Origin of the sequence: Candidatus Flexicrinis affinis, assembly GCA_016716525.1 — a bacterium.
Taxonomy (GTDB): Bacteria; Chloroflexota; Anaerolineae; order Aggregatilineales; family Phototrophicaceae; genus Flexicrinis; species Flexicrinis affinis.
Genome location: JADJWE010000006.1, coordinates 368,759 through 387,894, shown reverse-complemented (window position 1 = coordinate 387,894; position 19,136 = coordinate 368,759). Strand labels below are relative to the sequence as shown.

Annotated in this window: 10 protein-coding genes; 1 reads left to right on the top strand and 9 read right to left on the bottom strand. The window is 62.7% G+C overall.

The window, feature by feature from the left end:
• Positions 1 to 60: 60 nt before the first annotated feature.
• Entirely contained in the window at positions 61 to 1,980 is a 1,920-nt protein-coding gene (locus tag IPM16_16865; GenBank protein ID MBK9124775.1) for an ABC transporter ATP-binding protein, read from the top strand.
• 141 nt (positions 1,981 to 2,121) lie between these two features.
• On the opposite strand, the gene IPM16_16860 is transcribed toward IPM16_16865, so the two are convergent.
• The 9 genes from IPM16_16860 to IPM16_16820 form a co-directional block, all read right to left on the bottom strand.
• Positions 2,122 to 2,688: a Uma2 family endonuclease gene (locus tag IPM16_16860; GenBank protein MBK9124774.1), complete on the bottom strand. Its 567-nt coding sequence runs from the start codon at positions 2,686 to 2,688 to the stop codon at positions 2,122 to 2,124.
• 62 nt (positions 2,689 to 2,750) lie between these two features.
• Entirely contained in the window at positions 2,751 to 3,578 is an 828-nt protein-coding gene (locus tag IPM16_16855) for an SH3 domain-containing protein (GenBank protein MBK9124773.1), read from the bottom strand.
• A 59-nt stretch (positions 3,579 to 3,637) separates the two neighbouring features.
• On the bottom strand, positions 3,638 to 6,523 hold the full coding sequence (locus tag IPM16_16850; protein ID MBK9124772.1) for a protein kinase: 2,886 nt from the start codon (positions 6,521 to 6,523) through the stop codon (positions 3,638 to 3,640).
• 99 nt (positions 6,524 to 6,622) lie between these two features.
• On the bottom strand, positions 6,623 to 8,806 hold the full coding sequence (locus IPM16_16845; protein MBK9124771.1) for a right-handed parallel beta-helix repeat-containing protein: 2,184 nt from the start codon (positions 8,804 to 8,806) through the stop codon (positions 6,623 to 6,625).
• Positions 8,807 to 8,892: 86 nt separating this feature from the next.
• The gene (locus IPM16_16840; GenBank protein ID MBK9124770.1) at positions 8,893 to 10,770 is read right to left on the bottom strand and encodes a hypothetical protein; all 1,878 of its coding nucleotides are present in this window, start codon (positions 10,768 to 10,770) and stop codon (positions 8,893 to 8,895) included.
• Positions 10,767 to 12,218, bottom strand: a complete 1,452-nt coding sequence (locus IPM16_16835; protein ID MBK9124769.1) for a hypothetical protein — start codon at positions 12,216 to 12,218, stop codon at positions 10,767 to 10,769. Before IPM16_16835 ends, IPM16_16840 begins: the two co-directional genes overlap by 4 nt.
• Positions 12,219 to 12,383: 165 nt before the next feature.
• A complete protein-coding gene (locus tag IPM16_16830) occupies positions 12,384 to 14,534 on the bottom strand; it encodes a right-handed parallel beta-helix repeat-containing protein (protein ID MBK9124768.1) in 2,151 nt (716 codons plus the stop codon).
• A 17-nt stretch (positions 14,535 to 14,551) separates the two neighbouring features.
• Complete coding sequence (locus tag IPM16_16825) at positions 14,552 to 16,753, bottom strand: hypothetical protein (GenBank protein ID MBK9124767.1); 2,202 nt, start codon at positions 16,751 to 16,753, stop codon at positions 14,552 to 14,554.
• A 174-nt stretch (positions 16,754 to 16,927) separates the two neighbouring features.
• Complete coding sequence (locus tag IPM16_16820) at positions 16,928 to 19,069, bottom strand: hypothetical protein (protein MBK9124766.1); 2,142 nt, start codon at positions 19,067 to 19,069, stop codon at positions 16,928 to 16,930.
• Positions 19,070 to 19,136 lie beyond the last annotated feature (67 nt).

Sequence of the window (19,136 nt, the reverse complement as noted above, 5' to 3'; positions counted from 1 at the left end):
TTACTATGATGGAAGCGAAATTCCGATTTGAAGGCATGATCCATGATGATTCATGGCGGTATGGGTTGGCGGCGGGTGATCCTTGCCGGCGACGACGCCAAAACCAAGAAGGTGACGTGGGCGCTCATTCGGCGCGTGCTGACCTATGGACGCCCGTACGCCCTACGTATCGTGTTTCTGTTGATCACCATTCTGGCGACGACCACGCTCGGCCTGCTGACACCGCAGATCATCCGCGATCTCTTCGACAACGCCATTCCGAACGCGGACGGCGGACGGCTCAACGTGCTGGCACTCGCATTGATCGCCATACCAGTGGTCGGCGGCGGCATCCGCGTGGTGCAGCGCCGGCTCAACGCGACGATCGGCGAGGGCGTCATCTATGACCTGCGCGTGGCGCTGTATGCGCACATGCAGAAGATGTCGCTGCGCTTCTTCACCAACACCAAAAGCGGCGAGCTCACGACCCGCCTCAATGACGATGTGATCGACGCACAGCGCGCCGTGAGCAACACCATCGTCGACATCATCACGAACCTGTTTACAGTGGTCGCCACGCTCGGCGTGCTGCTGGCGATGGAATGGCGGCTGACGATCCTCGGCGTGGGTGTGCTGCCGCTGTTCTACCTCGTCGCGCGGCGGGTTGGGTCGCGTCTGCGCGCGCTTGCCCGCGAGCAGATGGGCTACAACGCGCAGATGAATGTGATGATGAACGAGACGCTCAACATCAGCGGCGCGCTGCTCGTGAAACTGTTCGGCCGGGTCGACACCGAAGTCCACCGTTTCGAGGACCGCGCCAAGCGGGTGCGTGACAGCGGTGTGGAACGCGCGGTGGTCGGCACGTCGATGTTCGTCGTGATCGGCCTGATCAGCGCTGCTGGCACCGCGCTGGTGTATTGGCTGGGCGGGCATCTTGTGCTGACGAGCGTGTTCACCATCGGCACGCTGATCGCCTTTGGCCAATACCTGACGCAGCTTTACGGCCCGCTGCAGGCACTGACCAATGCACCAGTCGACTTCGCCACGTCGATGGTCAGCTTCGAGCGCGTGTTCGAAGTCCTCGATCTGCCGGTCGAAATCGACGAGGCGCCGGACGCGGTAGCCCTGACCGACGTGCGCGGCGCGCTGACGTTCGACCACGTCACGTTCAACTACGCGGTCGATCCGAGCACGCTGCTTGCGACGGTCGAGCGCGATTGGGACGAGGACGTGTACACCGCGTTCGGCGACAAGGCCGTCACGGCATCCCCCGCAGGCAACGGCAGCCAGGCGCGCGAGCAGGCCCTGGACGATATCTCGTTCGACATCGTACCGGGGCAGCTTGTCGCGCTGGTCGGGCCGAGCGGCGCCGGCAAGACGACGATGACTTACCTCGTCCCGCGCTTGTACGATCCGACCGAAGGCCGCGTGCTACTCGACGGGTACGACCTGCGCGACCTCAAGCTGGAGTCGCTGTCGGCGGCGATCGGCATGGTGACGCAGGAGACGTACCTGTTCCACGATTCGATCCGGACCAACCTGAAATACGCGCGTCCGGACGCCACCGACGTTGAACTGGTCGCGGCGGCGAAAGCCGCCAATATCCACGACTTCATCAGCGGACTGCCGCAGGGTTACGACACGGTCGTCGGCGAGCGCGGCTACCGGCTCAGCGGCGGCGAGAAGCAGCGGTTGGCCCTCGCCCGCGTCATCCTCAAGGACCCGCGTATTCTGGTGCTGGACGAGGCAACCAGCAGTCTCGACAGCCAGAGCGAGGCGCTCATCCAAGAGGCGCTCAAGACGGTCATGCAGGGCCGCACCAGCATCGTGATCGCGCACCGTTTGAGCACCATTCTGAGTGCCGATCAAATCTTCGTCATGGATCGCGGCCGGGTCGTCGAGCGCGGCACGCACAGCGAACTGCTCGCCCTCGGCGGTCTGTACGCCAACCTGTACGAGACGCAGTTCCGCGCCCAACGTCAGGCGATGGGATTGGCGTAGAAGGGCAGTTGCTTGGGGCGCTGCCCCAAACCCCGGCAGGAGTTTGCACTCCTGCACCTCCTATCTCGCGAAAACGGGCCGTACGCGGCCCGTTTTCGCAGATTCGGGAGTCCAGAGGGCGAAAGCCTCCGCAGGCTTGACCTAACGCACGGAGTCGAATAACGCGGCGACGGACAGCGAGAACCCCGGCAGCAGGTCGCCGCCGTCGAGTGTGTCGGTGTCGGTGAGGATCTCGACATCGGCGCCGGCGCGGTACACGTCGATCAGGCGCTTCTTCGGGTTGACGATCCATACCATCTGCGTGCCGTGCGCAAGGTAATACTCGGCCTTTTTGCGCAGCGACACCAGCGAGTTTGTCGGCGACCAAACCTCTATGGCGAGGTCCGGCATGCGTGGCACGGCGCCCCGGTCCTGCACCGGCAGCGCGTTCGTGAGCAGAGTCACGGCGATGTCCGGCTGATATACGTTGGGGCCGCCGTCCGGGGCACGGTGATGAACTTCGGTCGACACCCGAATATCTGGCTTGTCTTCCTGATGTTTCAGCAAGTGATGCCCGAGCAGCAGGACGATGATGCCGTGAAGTTCCGTGACCACCTTCTCAATCACCTCTCCGTCGATGAGTTCGATCAGGCGGCCTTGTTCGCCGGCGCGTTCAAGCATCGCTTCGAACTCCGCCGCGGTTATGGCAGTTTGAGGCAGTGAGGCCATCGCTGAGACTCCAATCAACCAGCGTCCTCAGTATAGCATGCGCACCGAGCCGACTCGCCGCGCTACGGCGCCGTGACCGGCAGGTCGTTAAGGTCGACGGTTACCCCACCCAAAGGCCGTACTAAGTTGGTGGCGATCCACGCCGTCACGCCGCTGCGCGTGCGGACTTGCAGCCACGTCGCACTTGAATCGCGGCCGATGGCGGTCAGGAAGTCGCCGCTGCTGACCGTACCTGCCCTCAGCGAACTTGTGGTGGGGCCGGTGCGTAGATTAACCGACTCGGCCCTCGTGAACACGCTCACGGTGATCGCGTTCTCAGGCGCGTTGGGCAGCCACACGCGCACGTTGTCGATGCACGCCTCGGTACCCCGGTGGACGAGGACACCTGCTAAGCCTTCGCTGCTGCTGTTGTCGAAGTTGCCGATCACGACGTCGCCGTCGATCGAATAGCGCAGCCGCCGTCCAATCATTTCGAGCTGCAGCGTATACCAGCGGTTGGCTTCGATCGTGTATCCGACGCCACCGAGAATTCGTTCCGGGCTGTAATACGCCAGCGACGCGCCGCCGCCGCCGAGATCGAAGTAGGCACGGTAGGCATTGAGGGTGTCGCTGCCGTCATAGCGCCCGTACAGCTCGACGAGCGCACCCGGAGTCGCCGCCCTGAACGCAACGTCCACCTGCAGGATGTAGTTATCCCATGACGGCTCGCCGAACACGATCAGGTCGAAGTCGTCGGTGCTGTCACCGACGTTGCAGTACACGTTGTTCCCCGCGATCCGGCGGACTTCCCAAGCTCCGCCCAACCGCCGCGTGATGCCGTTCGCCTCGCCGTCGCCGAAGTTCTCCTCGAACAGCCGCGCGACGGCCGGGACAAGGGTCGCAAGTGCCAACTCGGTGCTTGTCGGGACGGGGGTTGCGGTGGGGCGCGGCGTAAAGGTCGCGGACGGCGTCACCCCGGCGGCGCGATAAGCGCGGGCACGTCGTCTGTGAAGCGCAGCTTGGATATGGAGTCGATCTCAAGCGCGCCGCGGTAGACCTCGAGGTTCACCGTCCAGTCTTCGCTGTCGAACCCGGCCACGAAGCTAAACGTGCGTTGTGTATTCAGCCGGAACCCGCGCTCGGGGTTGTCACGCTCCCAGATTTGAGCCGTATAGGTTCCGCCGTCGTAAATGCGGAAGAGCAGCACGTACCAGCGGTCGCGCGCCAACGGCTCCGATTGGTTGAGCGTGTTCCACGAACTGCCGATTACGAAGTCGGTCGTCCAATACGGCGAGAGTCCACCGGTACTCGATACGCCAAAGCGGCGATATAAGGGCGTGTCCCATTCGTCATGGTCAATAAAGAACGTGACGTTGCCGCGTTCGACCTGCTTGAACTCGATCAGCACGCCTTCGCCGTCAGTGATCGTCCACGGCGGCCCGGTGAGTGCGTAGACATCGCCGCCGACTTCGTTCAGCCGCAGCACGCCGTTGTCCGAGTCGGCCCATCCCGGTGGATTCGTGTACCAGTCCACAAGCCTGCTGCCGTCGAAGCCCTCGAACGCGACGACCTCCGCTGCCGGCACGACGCTGGTGGGCAGGGGGACTGGGGTCGGTGTGGCGCTGGGTGTCACGCCCGGTGGCGCGATCAACGGTGGTGCGTCGTCCGCGATGCGTACCTTCGACACCGAGTCGATTTCGAGTGCGCCATTGCCTAAGAAAATGAAGAAGTTCCAAGACGCGTCCTGTCCGTCCGAGACGGAATGGGTGGTGTCCAGGCGAAAACCTCGCGTGGGATTGTCCCGTTCCCAAATTTGCGCGGTTAGGGTCCCGTCGGTGTGGGTCCGAAGGAGGAGGGTATACCAGCGATTGTGCGCGATGGCTTGGGTTTGACCCAGCTCGGTCACAGAGTCGTCAACGTAGTACTCCGCTTTCCAATATGCCGCTGCCAACCCCTCGCTCGAGAGGCCGAACTTGCGATAGCTGCCCGGCAGCCACGCGTTCTGGATCGCATTCCAAGTGCCGCGCTCGATGAACATCGCCATATGTCCGCGCTGTGCAAGCCGGAAGTCCACGACGACACCCTCACCGCCCGAAATCTGCCAGTCCGGGTACGTGAATGGGTAGTCGTTTGAGGCTTCCCCGGAGATCGTCATGATGCCGTCTTGCAGGCGGGCTTGGGTTGACGTCCAACTACCGAGTTGTGAGCTATCGAAGCCCTCGAACGCGACGACCTCTGCGCCGGCCACGACGCTGGTGGGTACGGGCGATGGCGTGCGTGTCGCTGTTGCGGTCGGGCTGGAAGTCGCGGTCGCGGTGCCGGTTGGCGTGCGGCTCGGCGTGATGGTTGCGGTATTCGTCGGCGTGGCGGTTGCGGATTCGGTCGCCGTCGAGGTAGGCGTGGGTGTATCGGTTGCAGTGGGAGTAGCGGTCGCAGTCGGTTGATCGGTCGCCGTCGCGGTTGCGCTTGCGGTGTAGGTCGGCGTATACGTCGCCGTGAACGTCGCTGTCCAAACCGATGCCGTCTCGGTGAGGTCAACGACCGCCAACGATGTCAACTCGGCCTGAATGGTGAGCTGGGCATTGCGCGTGGCCCGTGCGAAATCCTCCGGCCGCAGTGTGTCGGTCGCGGTCGGCTCCGGCGTTTGGGAGACATCTGCGATCAACGGCGCAGTCGTGGTCAGCGTCGGCGTGGGCGTGGGATCGACCGCGCCGCCGCCCGACAGCGCCAGCGCACCGACGATCAACAGGGCAATCACGACGATACCGCCGAGGATGTACGGCAGAGGACCGCGTCCTTGCGGCGGCGGCGCTTTGGGAACCGGGCCGCTGGCCGTTGGCGGGGGCGGTGTCGTACCGGACGAGGTAGGTGTCGCGCCTGCCGGCGTGGTCTGTGGTGGCGTACTTCCGGAACCGGGCGGCGTTGCGCTCGATGCCGGCGTTGGCGTAAGCCGCGCACTCGGCAGCGGCGTGCGCTGCACCGGGAACGTGAAGAAACCGGTCGCTTGACCGAGATCGGCGCCGGCTGCGATCTGGAAGGCGTTGGCGAACTCGCTAACCGATCCGAACCGTTCGGACGCGTCTTTGGCCATGGCCTTAGCCAGCACCAGCATCAGTGGTTCTGGCACGTCCTGCCGGAAGTTCTTCAGCGGTTCCGGCTGATCGTGGAAGTGCTTGTACATCAGGGCCGGCGTGCTGGTCGCCTCGAACGGCGGGCGTCCGGCCAGCATCGAATACACGGTGACCGCCAGCGCATACTGGTCGCTGGCCGCGGTCGCGTTTTCGCCGCGCCACTGCTCGGGCGGCATGTAGTACGGGCTGCCCATCGCCATGCCGGTGCCGGTCAGCCCTGCGCCGGTCGCGTCGAGGATCTTGGCGATGCCGAAGTCGACCAAGTACGGCTTGCCGTTCTGGTCGAACATGATGTTGGCGGGCTTGATGTCCCGGTGGATCACACCCCGGCTGTGCGCGTAGTCGAGCGCCGACGCCATCGCGTTGAGCAGCGAGACGGCCTCGTTCAACGATGGCTTCTCGTCCTTGCGCTGGCGCATTCGCGAGTCGAGCGAGCCGCCCGTCAGCAGGCGCATCACGACGTACGTCAAATCCTGCTGCGCGCCAAAATCGTAGACCGGCACGATGTGGTCGTGTTCGAGCGCGGCCGAGACGCGCGCCTCGCGGTTGAACCGTTCCAGATAGCCGGGTTCGTTGACCAGCGCGGCGGACAGCACCTTGAGCGCAACCTCGCGCCCAAGCGACGTTTGCACCGCGCGGTACACAGCGCCCATACCACCCGCGCCAAGCAGCTCGACGAGTTCGTACTGGCCGATTGTCTGGCCGGCGAGATTCTGGTTGTTCATGGTGATGGCCTCACGTGGCTCATACCACGATTAAAACCCGACGCGCGCATCTGCGCAACCGGACTCTCACCAAAGGGCGCATGCGGCAGCGCCCAAACCTCAGTTGCTGCCGCGGAAACCCGACGGTGCGGCAGGTGGCGGCAGCGTTTCGGTTCGAGTCTCCGGGTCGGTGCCGCGCGTGCCGAGCGACACCGACGCCACGCGCACGCGGTCGATATACACCTTGCCCGACAGCGACTTGTCGACAAACAACACCTCGAACTTGGTGATCGGATCAGGTTCGACGTACGGCACGAAGGTCATCGACCTGGTCGTGTATACGTCACTCGGACTCAACGGGAACTTGAGCTTGGCCTTGCCCCCACTGGCGTATTGGACCACCAGTTGGAGATGGACGTTGCTGTTCAGGTCGCCGCCCCGGATGTCGAAGCTGACCTCGATCGCCTCTTCGCCGAAGTCGCGCGGGGCGGAGATCAGGTTCTGGCTGAGCGTCGACTTCTTGCCGGGCTGACCCTTGAAGCGGAATACGCCTATGCCGTCGCTGGCCTCGCCAGGGGTTGTGCGTACTTTGTCGCCGCTGACGTTCGACTCAAGCGTCCATCCGTCCAGCCCGAACTCGAAACTGCCGTTCTGCAGCAGTTGGATCGCGGGCTTGAGGACGATATACGGCGCGCTCACCAGTTTGTCGGCCGCGGTAGCGTCGACCCAGTCGTGATACGTAATCGTGACCGTGTGGCCGCCTGCGGCTTCGATCAACCCGTTGCCGACCGCGACCGGCAGCGGGGCAAGGGTCACCTGTTTGACGAACGTGCCGGAGTTGGCCGGGCTTTCGTTCAGAATGATCGTCTCGCGATCCGGGGTGACAGTGTTGGTCGTCACGACATCGACCGCCAGCGTGCCGTTTCCGGAGAGATCCGCGTCCTGCACGGTGATCGAGAACGAACTGCCCGGCCCGCCGCCATCGGGGAACAGATCGATCGTCCCGCTGATACCGGTCGGGGCTTCGTGCGCGCCGACGTCACAGGCTGGCCCGCGCGGGCGCGCCCCGCCGTGCTGGTCTAGGCCACCCGCCGCCGGATCGCATGACGTCGCCAGATTGATCGCCGGGCTGCCGTTGGTGAGGCGGACCATCGGTGGCTTGGTGTTCGGCGGGGCGCCGTCGTTTAGGGCGCCAAGCATCGGGGCTTCTACGACGATCTGCGGGATCGTCGGCAGACCGCATGCCGGGTCGGACGTGCCGAATAGATTGCGGCCGGTGAATTCCACCAACGTCGCCGCCGAACTGCCGAGGGTGACGTAGCAGTTCGGGCTGTCGACGGTCGCCAGATTTCCCCCGACAATCGTGTTGTGCAGCGACATCAGCGGCGGCACTTGCCCGTTCTGCTTCGAGACGAACAGCCCGCCCCCGACCCCTGCCGTGTTATGGGCGATGGTGGAGTGAATGAACGCGACATCGCTCTCGTATGATCCGGTCGCGGCGACCACGTAGACGCCGCCGCCCGGGAGGGGCGAGCCGCTAAACGTGAACGTGCTCGAATTGCCGGCAATGGTGCTGTTGACGACCTGCGCGTCCTCGGCATCGCGAAAGAACAAGCCGCCGCCGTTGCCGTCTCGCGCGTGGTTGTGGATGATTGCGCTGCTGAACAGGCGGAAGCTCTCCGCCCGGTTGATGTAGATTCCCGCCCCGGCGTCGGCGATGTTGTTGACGACTACGATGCGCGTGCCGGTGAACGACGCCCCGTTGCCGACCCGAATGCCGCCGCCCGATTGGGTGGAATTTCCCGAAAGCGTGACTTTGATGTTCGTGAGCGAAAGGTTGCCGCCGTCCTGCACGTCGAACACCCGGTCGATCGGGTTGACCAGCGCGGTCGGCTGAGCGGCTGTTCCGGTGATGGTGATGTTCGACGCGATGTCGAGGTCGCCCGAGCTATCGACGTTATCGCCGGCGCTGCCTGCAAACAGCTCGATAAACGGGTAGGCCACCGAAATCGTGTGCGGGCCGGCGCTGGCGTTGGCCTCCATGACCGCCGCGCGCAGGGTACATTGACCGCCCGAGTCGGCGCAGACACCGTTGCCGACGTTGACATCGACGGTGTCACCGGACGAGTTGACTGTGAAGTTGAAGCGTCCGGCAAGCCGAGGTGCGGGTGTTCGCACGCCCGCTGCCTCGACCGCGTCGCGTGCGTCGAGCAGCGCCGGGTCAATCTCGGCGATCGTCTGCTGCGCGCCGGATGGCAGGACGACCAGCAGCAGGATCGCAATGAGCAGGAAGGTGCGCGGCATAATGCATGACCTCTCGCGTGGTTCAGACGGCGAGAGGTCATGTTACCGCACATTGGCAGACGAGCGTTAGGTTACCCTACGTCCGTTTAGTTCCCGCCGCGGAAGCCGCTCGGGGCCGCCGGCGGGGGCAGCACATCCGAGCGCGTGACCGTACGCGGTGCTGTCGGCTCGATGGTCAGGCTCACCGCGTCGACGTGCACTTTCCCGCTCTGCGACTTGTCGTTGAAGATGACCGTCACCTTCGTGACCGTCTCGCCGACCGCCAGCGTGACCGGCACGACGATCTGGTGCTGCGAATACGCGCCGGCTTGGTCGAAGTTGATCTTCTGCTTGATCTTGTTCCCCAAGTCGGTATTTGCCTTGAGGGTGACTTTCCCGACTGCGGACGCGCCAGAGTTGATCTGCGCGGTCAGGACGAACGACTCACCATCGGCGATCGGCGGGTTGTCGACGGTCTGCTTGGCCTTGCCGGAGGTCTTGCCGGCGAAGCCCTTGAAGCGGAAGGCGAAGGTGCCTTCGTACGGGTTCTTGTCCTTGACCTTGTCGCCGCCCGGCGTGACGATCACCCACGGCGCGCTGCCGGCCTCGAAGCCGCCATTGCTCAGGAGTTCGACCGGCTGAACCTCGTAAGCGCCGATATCCACTATGCCATCGACAATCCGCGGGTTGCCGTCGAGGTCGGTGGTGAGGTAGATCGGGACGAGCGCGTTGTCGCCGGCGTCGATGGCGGGGCTGCCAGCAAGGAGCCGATAGTTGCCGCCCGTTGTCGGGGCCGAGCTGGCCGGTTCTGGGGCGACGAACAGCGGGTCGACGCCGACGAGGCTGTTGGTGGCTGTGAACGCGCCGCCTATGTCTGCGTATTCTCCCGCCTCGTTGCCGTAGACGATCGAGTTGTTGAGCTCGATCGGCGATCCGTAGATGTTATAGAGGCCGCCACCTTGGAACCCCGCATAGTTGCCCGATACGGTGACATTGTTGAGCACGACGAGCGTGCTTTCCAAGGTGGATAATGCACCGCCGCTCGTCTCGGCAGAGTTGCCGGCGATGAGTGTGCCGGTGAGCGTGGTGAAAGCACCCTCGGTGTAGCTGCAGACACCGCCCCCACCACCCGCTGAATTGCCGACGATCGCACCGCGCGTCATGGTCAGGACACCGAGGTTCTGAACACCGCCGCAGTATCCGCTTACGTACGGCGCGTATGCCTGATTCTCAGCGATGGTTACATCGGAGAGTGTCGCGGTGCCCGTGTTATTTAGGCCGGCAGCCCCGTCGCTGACTTGATTGGCGGAGATAGTGCTGGTCGCCATGTTCAGAAGACCATCGTTATAGACCCCACCACCTTCTATCGCGAGATTTCCCGTTATCGTCGCTGCTGTCACGGTGAGATTCCCGAGGTTGTGGATGCCCCCGCCCAAGACCCCGTGATTTCCTGTGATTACAAGGTTCGTTAGCGTCGCGGTGCTGCCGTCAGCGATGAGCAGTGCGCCACCCAACCCCCCGTGGTTCTCGGAGAACACGCTGTCAATGGCATAGAGCGATCCAGCAGAATGGACGCCTCCACCGGAACCCTCTAGGTACTCGTCGCCAAGAGTGATATTGAAGTGAAAGGTCGAGTCGATGAGACTGAGTGCACCTAGACTGTAGACACCCGCGCCAGACGTATCTACCCAACCGCCCTGTACTGTGACTCCCTGCAGCGTGAGATCGCCGCTTTTGCTCACGGCCAACAACCGGAAGTAGTTGTCGCTATCGAGCCGTTCGATTGTGCCGTTCTGAAGGGTAATCGCGGTCGTAATCTCTGGCAGCCCAGTCGCGCCGTCATAGTCGGCGTATGCCTCCGTCAGCACGATCGTCTGGCCGTTGAGGTCGATGACGTCGGCCGTGCCGTTGGCGTTGCCGCACTCGATCGCGCTGATTAGCTCGGCCGGCGCGTCGCCGGTTAGGGTATAGGGGAACACAATCATCGAGCACAGTGGAGTCTCGTACGCGCCGATGTCGACCGTGCCGCCAACGATCCGCGGGTTGCCGTCGAGATCTGTTGTAAGGCCGGTTGGGACGAATGTTTGTCGCCAGCGTCGATGGCCGGACTGCCGGCAAGGAGGCGATAATCGCCGGCGGTCGTGGGCGCCGAGGCGGCCAGCTCTGGCGCGACGAACAGCGGGTCGACGCCGATCAGGCTGTTGTTGGCCGTATAAGCGCCAGTAATTTGGGGAACGCTGGAATCGGAATCGGCTTCGTTGCCGTAGACAATCGAATTGTCGAGGGTTACAGCGCTTTCTCGAATATAGATGCCGCCGTATGTCGTGCCATCGTTCCCCGCAATGGTCGAATTCACGATGTGAAGGGTTCCGAATTCGCTGCCAACGCCGAACCCGTTGCCCGTGATCGCACTGTTGGCGATCGTGGCCGCTCCCCATCCGTGATAGAATCCGAGTGTGTTACCGGCGATCGTGCTGCCGACCACCGTGACAGGCGCGTAAGCGACGATGCCGAACCCGCCGGAGTAAATTGCGCTGTCGATGACGGTCAACGTACCGTGGAAGTGGGCGAGGCCATTGCGAGTGAATGTGCTTCCGGTGACGGTAAGCGTGCTGGTTGACCAATTGGAGATAGCGCCGCCTTCCGCGGGACCCGGGTTGTCGGTAAACTCGGTGTCCGTAATCGACACTTCGTCCGGTCCAATGTTGTAGATTGCCCCACCCGCGTTAGTTGCATAGTTTGCTGCGAGTCTTGCCGCTGTCACGGTCATCTGGCCGAAATTGTAGATTCCAGCCCCGCGAGACGCATTGTTGTCGATGATTGCGCTGTTGACGACCGTAAGTGAGCCGACGTTGTAGATTGCTCCGCCCCTAGCGGCTCGATTGTTCGACAGCGTCACGCGGCCGATTATCAGCGTGCCGGTGTTGTACACCGCACCACCATACGTTTCGGCCACGTTTGGCCCCAGATTGCTGTTGAAGAGGTGCAAGAACCCCGCGTTGTAGATAGCGCCCCCGTTATAGAAGACTTCGTACGAATACCCGCACATGCAACCCCGCCTTAAGGTCACACCATTGGTGGTTAGGCGACCGACTTCATCTACGGCCAGCAAGCGGAACTCGTTTTCGCTGAAAAGCCGTTCGATTGTGCCGTTCTGAATAGTGATCTCGGTCGTGACTTCCGGCAGGCCGGTCGCGCCATCGTAGTCGGCGTATGCCTCCGTAAGCACGATCGTCTGGCCGTTGAGGTCGATGACGTCGGCCGTGCCGTTGGCGTTGGCGCACTCGATAGCGTTTATCAGCTCGGCCGGCGAGTCGCCGGTTAGGGTATAGGGGAACGACAGGCCGGAGCAGTCTTCGCGGGGCTGCGACGACGCGTCATCCTGCGCCGATGCTATTCCAGTGGTGAAAGCGAACCAAACAAGCAGAAGCACGGGAAACAGGTATAGGGAATTGTGTGTTGCGCGCACCGTATCACAGGTATCTGTTGAACATCAATGACACTCATAGTACCGCTGTAACCGCAATCCATGTGTTGAGGTGGGTCTAAATGGTCTAGATGAACGGGGCGGCATCACACCGCCCCCGTCTCGCTGATCCTAGTTCCCGCCGCGGAAGCCGCTGGGAGCCACGGGTGGCGGCAGGATGCCGGCGCGCGTTTCGGTGCGCGGCGCGTTCGGGGCCGTGACCGTCAGACTGACCGCGTCGACATACACCTTCCCGCTCTGCGACTTGTCCGTGAACATCACGCTGACCTCGGTGACCATCTCGCCCGGCAGCAGCGCAATCGGCAGGATGATTTCGTGCAGGCCGTACGCGCCGCTCTTGTCGAACTTCACGTCCGCCTTGATCTGCCGGTCCTGATCGGTCTTCAGCTTGAACTTCATCTTGCCGCTGGCCGCTGCGCCGGATTCGATCTGCGCGCTGAAGACCAGCGTGTCGCCATCGACGACCGGCGGCGCGAGCACCGTCTGGCCGACCTTGCTGTTGGGCTTACCGGCGAACCCTTTGAAGCGCAGGGACTTCAGACCGTCAAACGGACTCTTGCCGTTGACCTTGTCGCTAGTAGGCCCAGCGAACGTCCAGCCTGTCGCGCCGGCCTCGAAATCGCCGTTTGTCAGCAAGTTGGCCGCGACAGGCGGGACGACGGTGTACGTCGCCGTGCGTGTCGCCGCGTCGGCGTTGGCGGTGACGGCGTCCCAGTACGAGACGACGACCTCATGCCCGAGCCCGGCTTCGATCAGCCCGTTGCCGGGGGTCGCTGGCGATGGCGAAAGCGTGACGAGCGCCTCGAACGTGCCAGAATTTGGCGGCGTTTCGACCAGTGTCACGGTCTCGGAGTCGGGGTTGACCGTGTTCTGCGTGACGACCTGCACGTCGAGCGCGCCAGTGTTCATGAGATCCACGTCGTCGACTTTGACGGTAAAGGCGGACAGCGGCACGCCGCTCGGCGGTGCGATGTCGATGGTGCCGTCATTGCGCGTCGGGCGCTCGTACGAGCCAAGGTCGCATCCTGACCCCGCTGGGCGCGGGTTGCCCATCTGGTCAACGCCGCCAAGGATCGGAAGGCATGACAGCGCCGCGTTGATCGTCACGCTGCCCGGCGAGGGCGGAATGATATACGGATGGCCTGTGTTCACGATTAGGCCGAACTCGACCGGTTCGAACTGGAGCGCGGGCCCGGGAAGCGACTCGCACAGGTAATCGGTGTAGCCAATTACATTGAACCCGACATAATCAGCCTTGGGCTGTACGCTTCCCGCGAACATGTGGCAGTCGGGCGCCTGATACCCCGAGTCGTTGTCCGCGATGACCGAATTGGTGAACGTCACCGGCACGGCCGGTGTCGAGGGGTTATAGACGCTGAATCCACCGCCGTACAAACCGTTGTAGTTTTGCGTGACGGTGGTGTGGATCACGTCTACCGTCGTTGGGGCAAAGAAGAACAGCCCTGCGCCGGGGTAGCTGGTACCGTTGATCAGGGGGCTGAAGTTGCCGAACACGGTCGAGTTGACGATAGAACCTGTGGCGTTCTGCATGTAGATGCCAGCGCCGTTGGCAAAGCTCATGTTGTATGCGAAGGTGCTGTTGTAGATGTCGAAGGTCGCCCCGGATCCCACTGCAATGCCACCGCCAAGGTGTCCCGTGTTCCCATAGACGCTGATCCGGTCGGACCGGAACACCCCGCCGGTGACCAAGACCGCGCCGCCACTTACGCCCGGAGCGCCCGCTTCGCGCAGCATCACATTTTGCAGGCTCAAGGCAATGCCGACGTTGAACACGTGGAAGATTCGGTCTTCTATGATGTTGGTGATTCGCGGCTGGCCGCCGCCCGGTGTTCCGATGATCTCGACATTGGCGAGAATGTCGAGATCGCCCGAATTGGCGTTGTTGTCGTTCGTCGTGCCAAGCGACAGCGTGATGCTGTATCCTCCGGGGATATTGATGGTGTTCGATCCGCCGAGGGCGTTGGATTCCATGACGGCGGCGCGCAGCGTGCACGCGCCGCCGGCATCAGCACACGTGCCGTCGCCGGGGGTCGCGTCCACTGTATCAGCCTGATCTGTGAGCGTGAAGTTGGCCCGAACACCAACGGAGCGCACCACCGGATCGGCGCCGTTCGCCGCCTCCGCAGCGGATGCGTTATCGAGGTAATCTTGGGCGACAACCAATGCGACCGGTTCGTCTTGCGTCGAAACAGGAAATGTCAAAAGAAGCAGCACGACGATCAGCAAAATGAAGCGCGACATAGTCCACCCCCCTCGGGCTAGTCCATTGAGACTAGAGTATGTCGTTTCAGGGGAGTCCGCAACGCGTGCACCAAAAGACGGGCGGGACCACTGCTTCCGGTCCCGCCCTGTGAATACGCCGTTAGTTCTGCCCGCGGAAGCCTCCCGGAGCCGCCGGCGGCGGCAGGATGCCGGCACGTGTCTCGGTGCGCGGCGCGTTCGGGGCCGTGACCGTCAGACTGACTGCGTCGACATATACCTTCCCGCTCTGCGACTTGTCCGTGAACGTCACACTGGCCTCGGTGACCATCTCGCCCGGCAAGCAGCGTAATCGGCAGGATGATTTCGTGCAGGCCGTACGCGCCGCTCAAGTCGAACTTGACGTCCGCTTTGATCTGCCGGTTCTGATCGGTCTTGAGCGTCAGCTTCATCTTTCCACTTGCCGAAGCCCCCGACTCGATTTGCGCGCTCAGGGTGACCGTGTCTTGGTCGACGATCGGCGGCGCGAGCACCGTCTGGCTGACCTTGCTGTTGAGCTTGCCGGCAAACCCCTTGAAGCGCAGCGACTGCACGCCGTCGAACGGGTTCTTGCCGTTGACCTTATCGCCGCTGGGGCCGCTGATCGTCCAACCCGTCGATCCGGCCTCGAAGTCGCCGTTAGCGAGCAGGTTGGCCGCGACAGGCGGGATCACGGTGTAGAGAGCTGTGAGGGTCGCCGCGTCGGCGTTTGCGGTGACCGCGTCCCAGTACGAGACGACGACCGTGTGACCCAATCCGGCTTCGATCAGCCCGTTGCCGGGGGTCGCAGGGGACGGCGAGAGGGTGACGTTTACCGTAAACACGCCGGACCCCGGACCGGTTTCCGTCAACGTGACCGTTTCGCTGTCGGGCGAGAGGGTGTTCTGGGTGATCACTTGTACCTCAAGCGTGCCGGCGTTAACCAAGTCTTGGTCGCCGACCTCGATGTCGATTGCCGACAGCGGCACACCCGCGGGCGGCGCGACGAGGAGCGTACCGTCGTTACCGGCAGGGTGCTCGTATGCGCCGAGGTCGCATCCTGACCCGGCTGGGCGCACGTTGCCCATCTGGTCGAAACCGCCGAGGACGGGCAGGCACGACGGCGCAGCGTTGATCGCAGCACTGCCGGGAGTCACCGGGATGACATACGGATGATTTATGTTGGTCAGGGCGCCGAACTGCGTCGGGCCGATCATCAGCGACGGCCCCGGGACGGTGTTGCACCACTGGTCGACGACACCGAGGATGTTCATCTCGGCGTACGCCGCTTTGGGCTGCACTGAAGGAAACAAGTAACAGTCGGGCGCCTGATAGCTGGATCCGTTGCCCGAAATAATCGAGTTGGAGAACGTCACCTGCGCAGTGGGCGTGGACGGGTTATATACACTGAACCCGCCGCCGTACAATGCGGTGTAATTCTGCGTAATGGTGGTATGGATAACGTCGACCGCGGTTGGGGCAAATGTGAACAACCCGCCGCCCGGGAAGCTGGTCCCGTTGACGAGCGGGGTCTGGTTTCCGACGATGGTCGAGTTGACGATCGTCCCGGTCGTGTTCTGGATGTTGATCCCCCCGCCGTTTCCGTATCCGGTGTTGTATGCGATCGTGGTGTTGTAGATTTCGAACTGGGCGCCTGCGATGACGATACCGCCGCCGATAAAGCCGACGTTGCTGTAGATGCTCAGGCGGTCGGCCCGGAACTGACCGCCTGTCACGGCAACCGCCCCGCCGCTAACCGTCGGTCCGCCGGAATAGTGAAGCATCAGATTTGTCAGGCTCAGGCTGATACCCGCGGTCGCCAAGTGGAAAATACGATCGGCGATGAGATTCCGGATGCGCGGCTGTTGTCCTCCGGCTGCGCCGATGATCTCGATGTTGGCGAAGATATCGAGGTCGCCGGAGTCGGCATTATTGTCGTTAGTCGCGCCGAGCGTCAGCACAATCGAGTAGTTGGCCGGAATTGTGATGGTGTGGCTTCCGCCGAGCGCGTTGGCCTCCATGATCGCCGCACGCAGCGTACAGTCTCCGTTGGAATCTGCGCAGGCGCCGTCACCGGGAACGGCGTCGAGCGTGTCCCCCGGACTAGAGAGCACGAAGTTGGCGCGAATACCGGTCGCGCCTATGACAACCGAATCGGAACCGTTGGCCGCCTCTGCGGCCATGGCGTTGGCGAGGACTTCAGCCGGGATGACAGCGGCGACTGGCTCCCCTTGCGATGACACGGGCAACGATAGGAGTACCAGTAGAATCAATAGTGAAACAACGCGTGACATCGCAATGTATCTCCCCACGACATGCGTGATTTCCCAATACAGTATGACGATTCGACTTCGTCCGCAACGCGCGCTAGAGACGGGCGGGACCGCTGTCCTCGGTCCCGCCCTGTGAAGGCGCCGTTAGTTCTGCCCGCGGAAGCTGTGCGGGGCCGCCGGCGGAGGCAGGATGCCCGGATCGGTGGCGGTCCGTTCCGTACGTGATCCTGTTGCACGCGGCGATGGCGCAAGGTCGACTGTCAGACTCGCGGCATCGACGTACACCTTGCCGCCTTGCGACTTATCGCTGAACGTGAGCGTAATCTCGGTGACTGTCTCGCCGACAGTTAGTGCCAGCGGAACGACCAGCTCGTGCAGCGTGTACGCCCCATTCTTGGCGAAGCCGATACTCACTTTGGTCTGCCGACCTGCGCTCGTCTTGATCGACAGCTCCATGCTGCCGTTGGCCGACGTGCCGGAGGAGATCTGCGCTTGCGCGATGACCGTGTCCCCGTCAGCGACCGGCGGGCTGGGGAGCGTCTGGCTGAATTTCGCTTTCGTCTTGCCCGCGCCACCCTTGAACAGGAAGGCATTTGCGCCTTCGAACGGGTTCTTCGCCTTGACCTTGTCCCCGTTTGTCGCTGAGATGGTCCAACCCGTCGATCCCGCCTCGAAATTCCCGTTGACCAACTGATTGGCGGGTGTCGGTGCGAGGGCCACATCCCCTGTGAGCAGCTCGACGGCCTGTCCTTCGTCGTTGAGCGAGTCATACGTGCGGAAGATCAGAATGTGCCCATCGCCTGCTGTGACGTTGCCGTCTCCCATCGTGGTCGGTGGCGGGTTCAGCGTGAAGTCGGCGGAGAATACGCCGGGTGAGGTTTCGTTGAGTACAAGATTCTCGCCCTCTGGATAGATCGTACCGATCGACTCAGCGCCGACATTCCACGTTCCATATCCGACGAGGTCGGAGTCGGTTAACGTCACGGTGAACGGTTGGCCGATGATGAGCGGAGAGGTGACGTCAAGTACGGCCGAATCGCCGATTGGGACCTCGATCGCGCCAAGATCGCACAACGTGCCTTGTGGGCGCGCCGCGCCAAGCTGATCGCTGCTTACCGACGGATGGCATGGTCCTGCGCCGACTGCCGGGCTTGCACCAGACGGATACAACGAAGCCATCGCGAAGAACGAGCCAAGGTTCGCGGGTGACCCGAGGCTGGCCGTTCCGAGGATGACGTTCGGCGACGTAAAGATCTCGCACCCGAATGACTCGAGTCCTACGATGTTGAGATACTGCCACTCGATCGCGTAGACGGCATTCATGTCGCAGTCGGGAGCGACCGGCGCGTGATTATCCGAAATGATCGAGTTGGCGACGACTACTGCTGGGAGGCCAAAACCGGTTGCATGCGCGAGGAGACCGGCCCCGTAGGTTGGCGCGCTGTTGCCTGCGATCGTGGAATGGATGATCGCGATATCGTTCTCGGGGACGCCTTGCACCACGTACACGGTGCCGGTGCTGGCGCTGCCGAGGTTCTGCGGGTTGATCATGTTGGCGGTAATCAGGGTATTGACGATCAAACCGCCAGCGTTCGTCGCGTAGATGGCGCTTCCGGTCAGGCTCATGTTTCCAACCAGCGCGCTGTTATAGATGCCGAGCGTGGCGGTATCGATATAGATGGCCCCGCCAAAGCTGTTGCTCTGGCTGGATTGGATTGTGGAATTCTGAAGGGTGAGGAGGCCCCCATCGGACCGGATGCCGCCGCCTTCGAGCACGTTGAGATTGGGGCTGCCAGCGCGGTGGATAACGATCCCATTTAGCGTGAGCGCCGAACCCGGCGCGAGATCGAACGCCCGGTCTTGAACCCGGAAGAAGTCGAGAACCGCGTACCCGCCGTTCGAGCTGATCGTGATGGATGCCGTTATGTCGAGGTCGCCGGATGCCGCGTCGGCGTCACCCGCCGCGCCTTCGGTCATGAGGAAATACGAACCTCCGGTTACCTCGATTGTCGCGACGCCGAGGACGTTGGACTCCTGCACGGCGGCGCGCAGCGTACAGTCACCACCGGCGGTCAAGCAAATGCCGTCGCCGACGTTGGCATCGACGGCATCAACAAGTGCGGTCACAAGGAACGGTGAACGTACTCCGAACTGCATACCCGGCAGGTCACGGTTGGATTCTGCCGAGGCTGCGTGCGCGGGCGTAAAGCCCAGTGCGCACCCGATGAAGAAGCTGACAATCAACACGCCAATCTTACGCCGTACGAACGCCAGATCACGTCGCATTGCCGCATCCCCCAACTATAGTTGCAGCAACATTAAGTCGAATCCGGCATGCGCGCTTGGCTGGAAG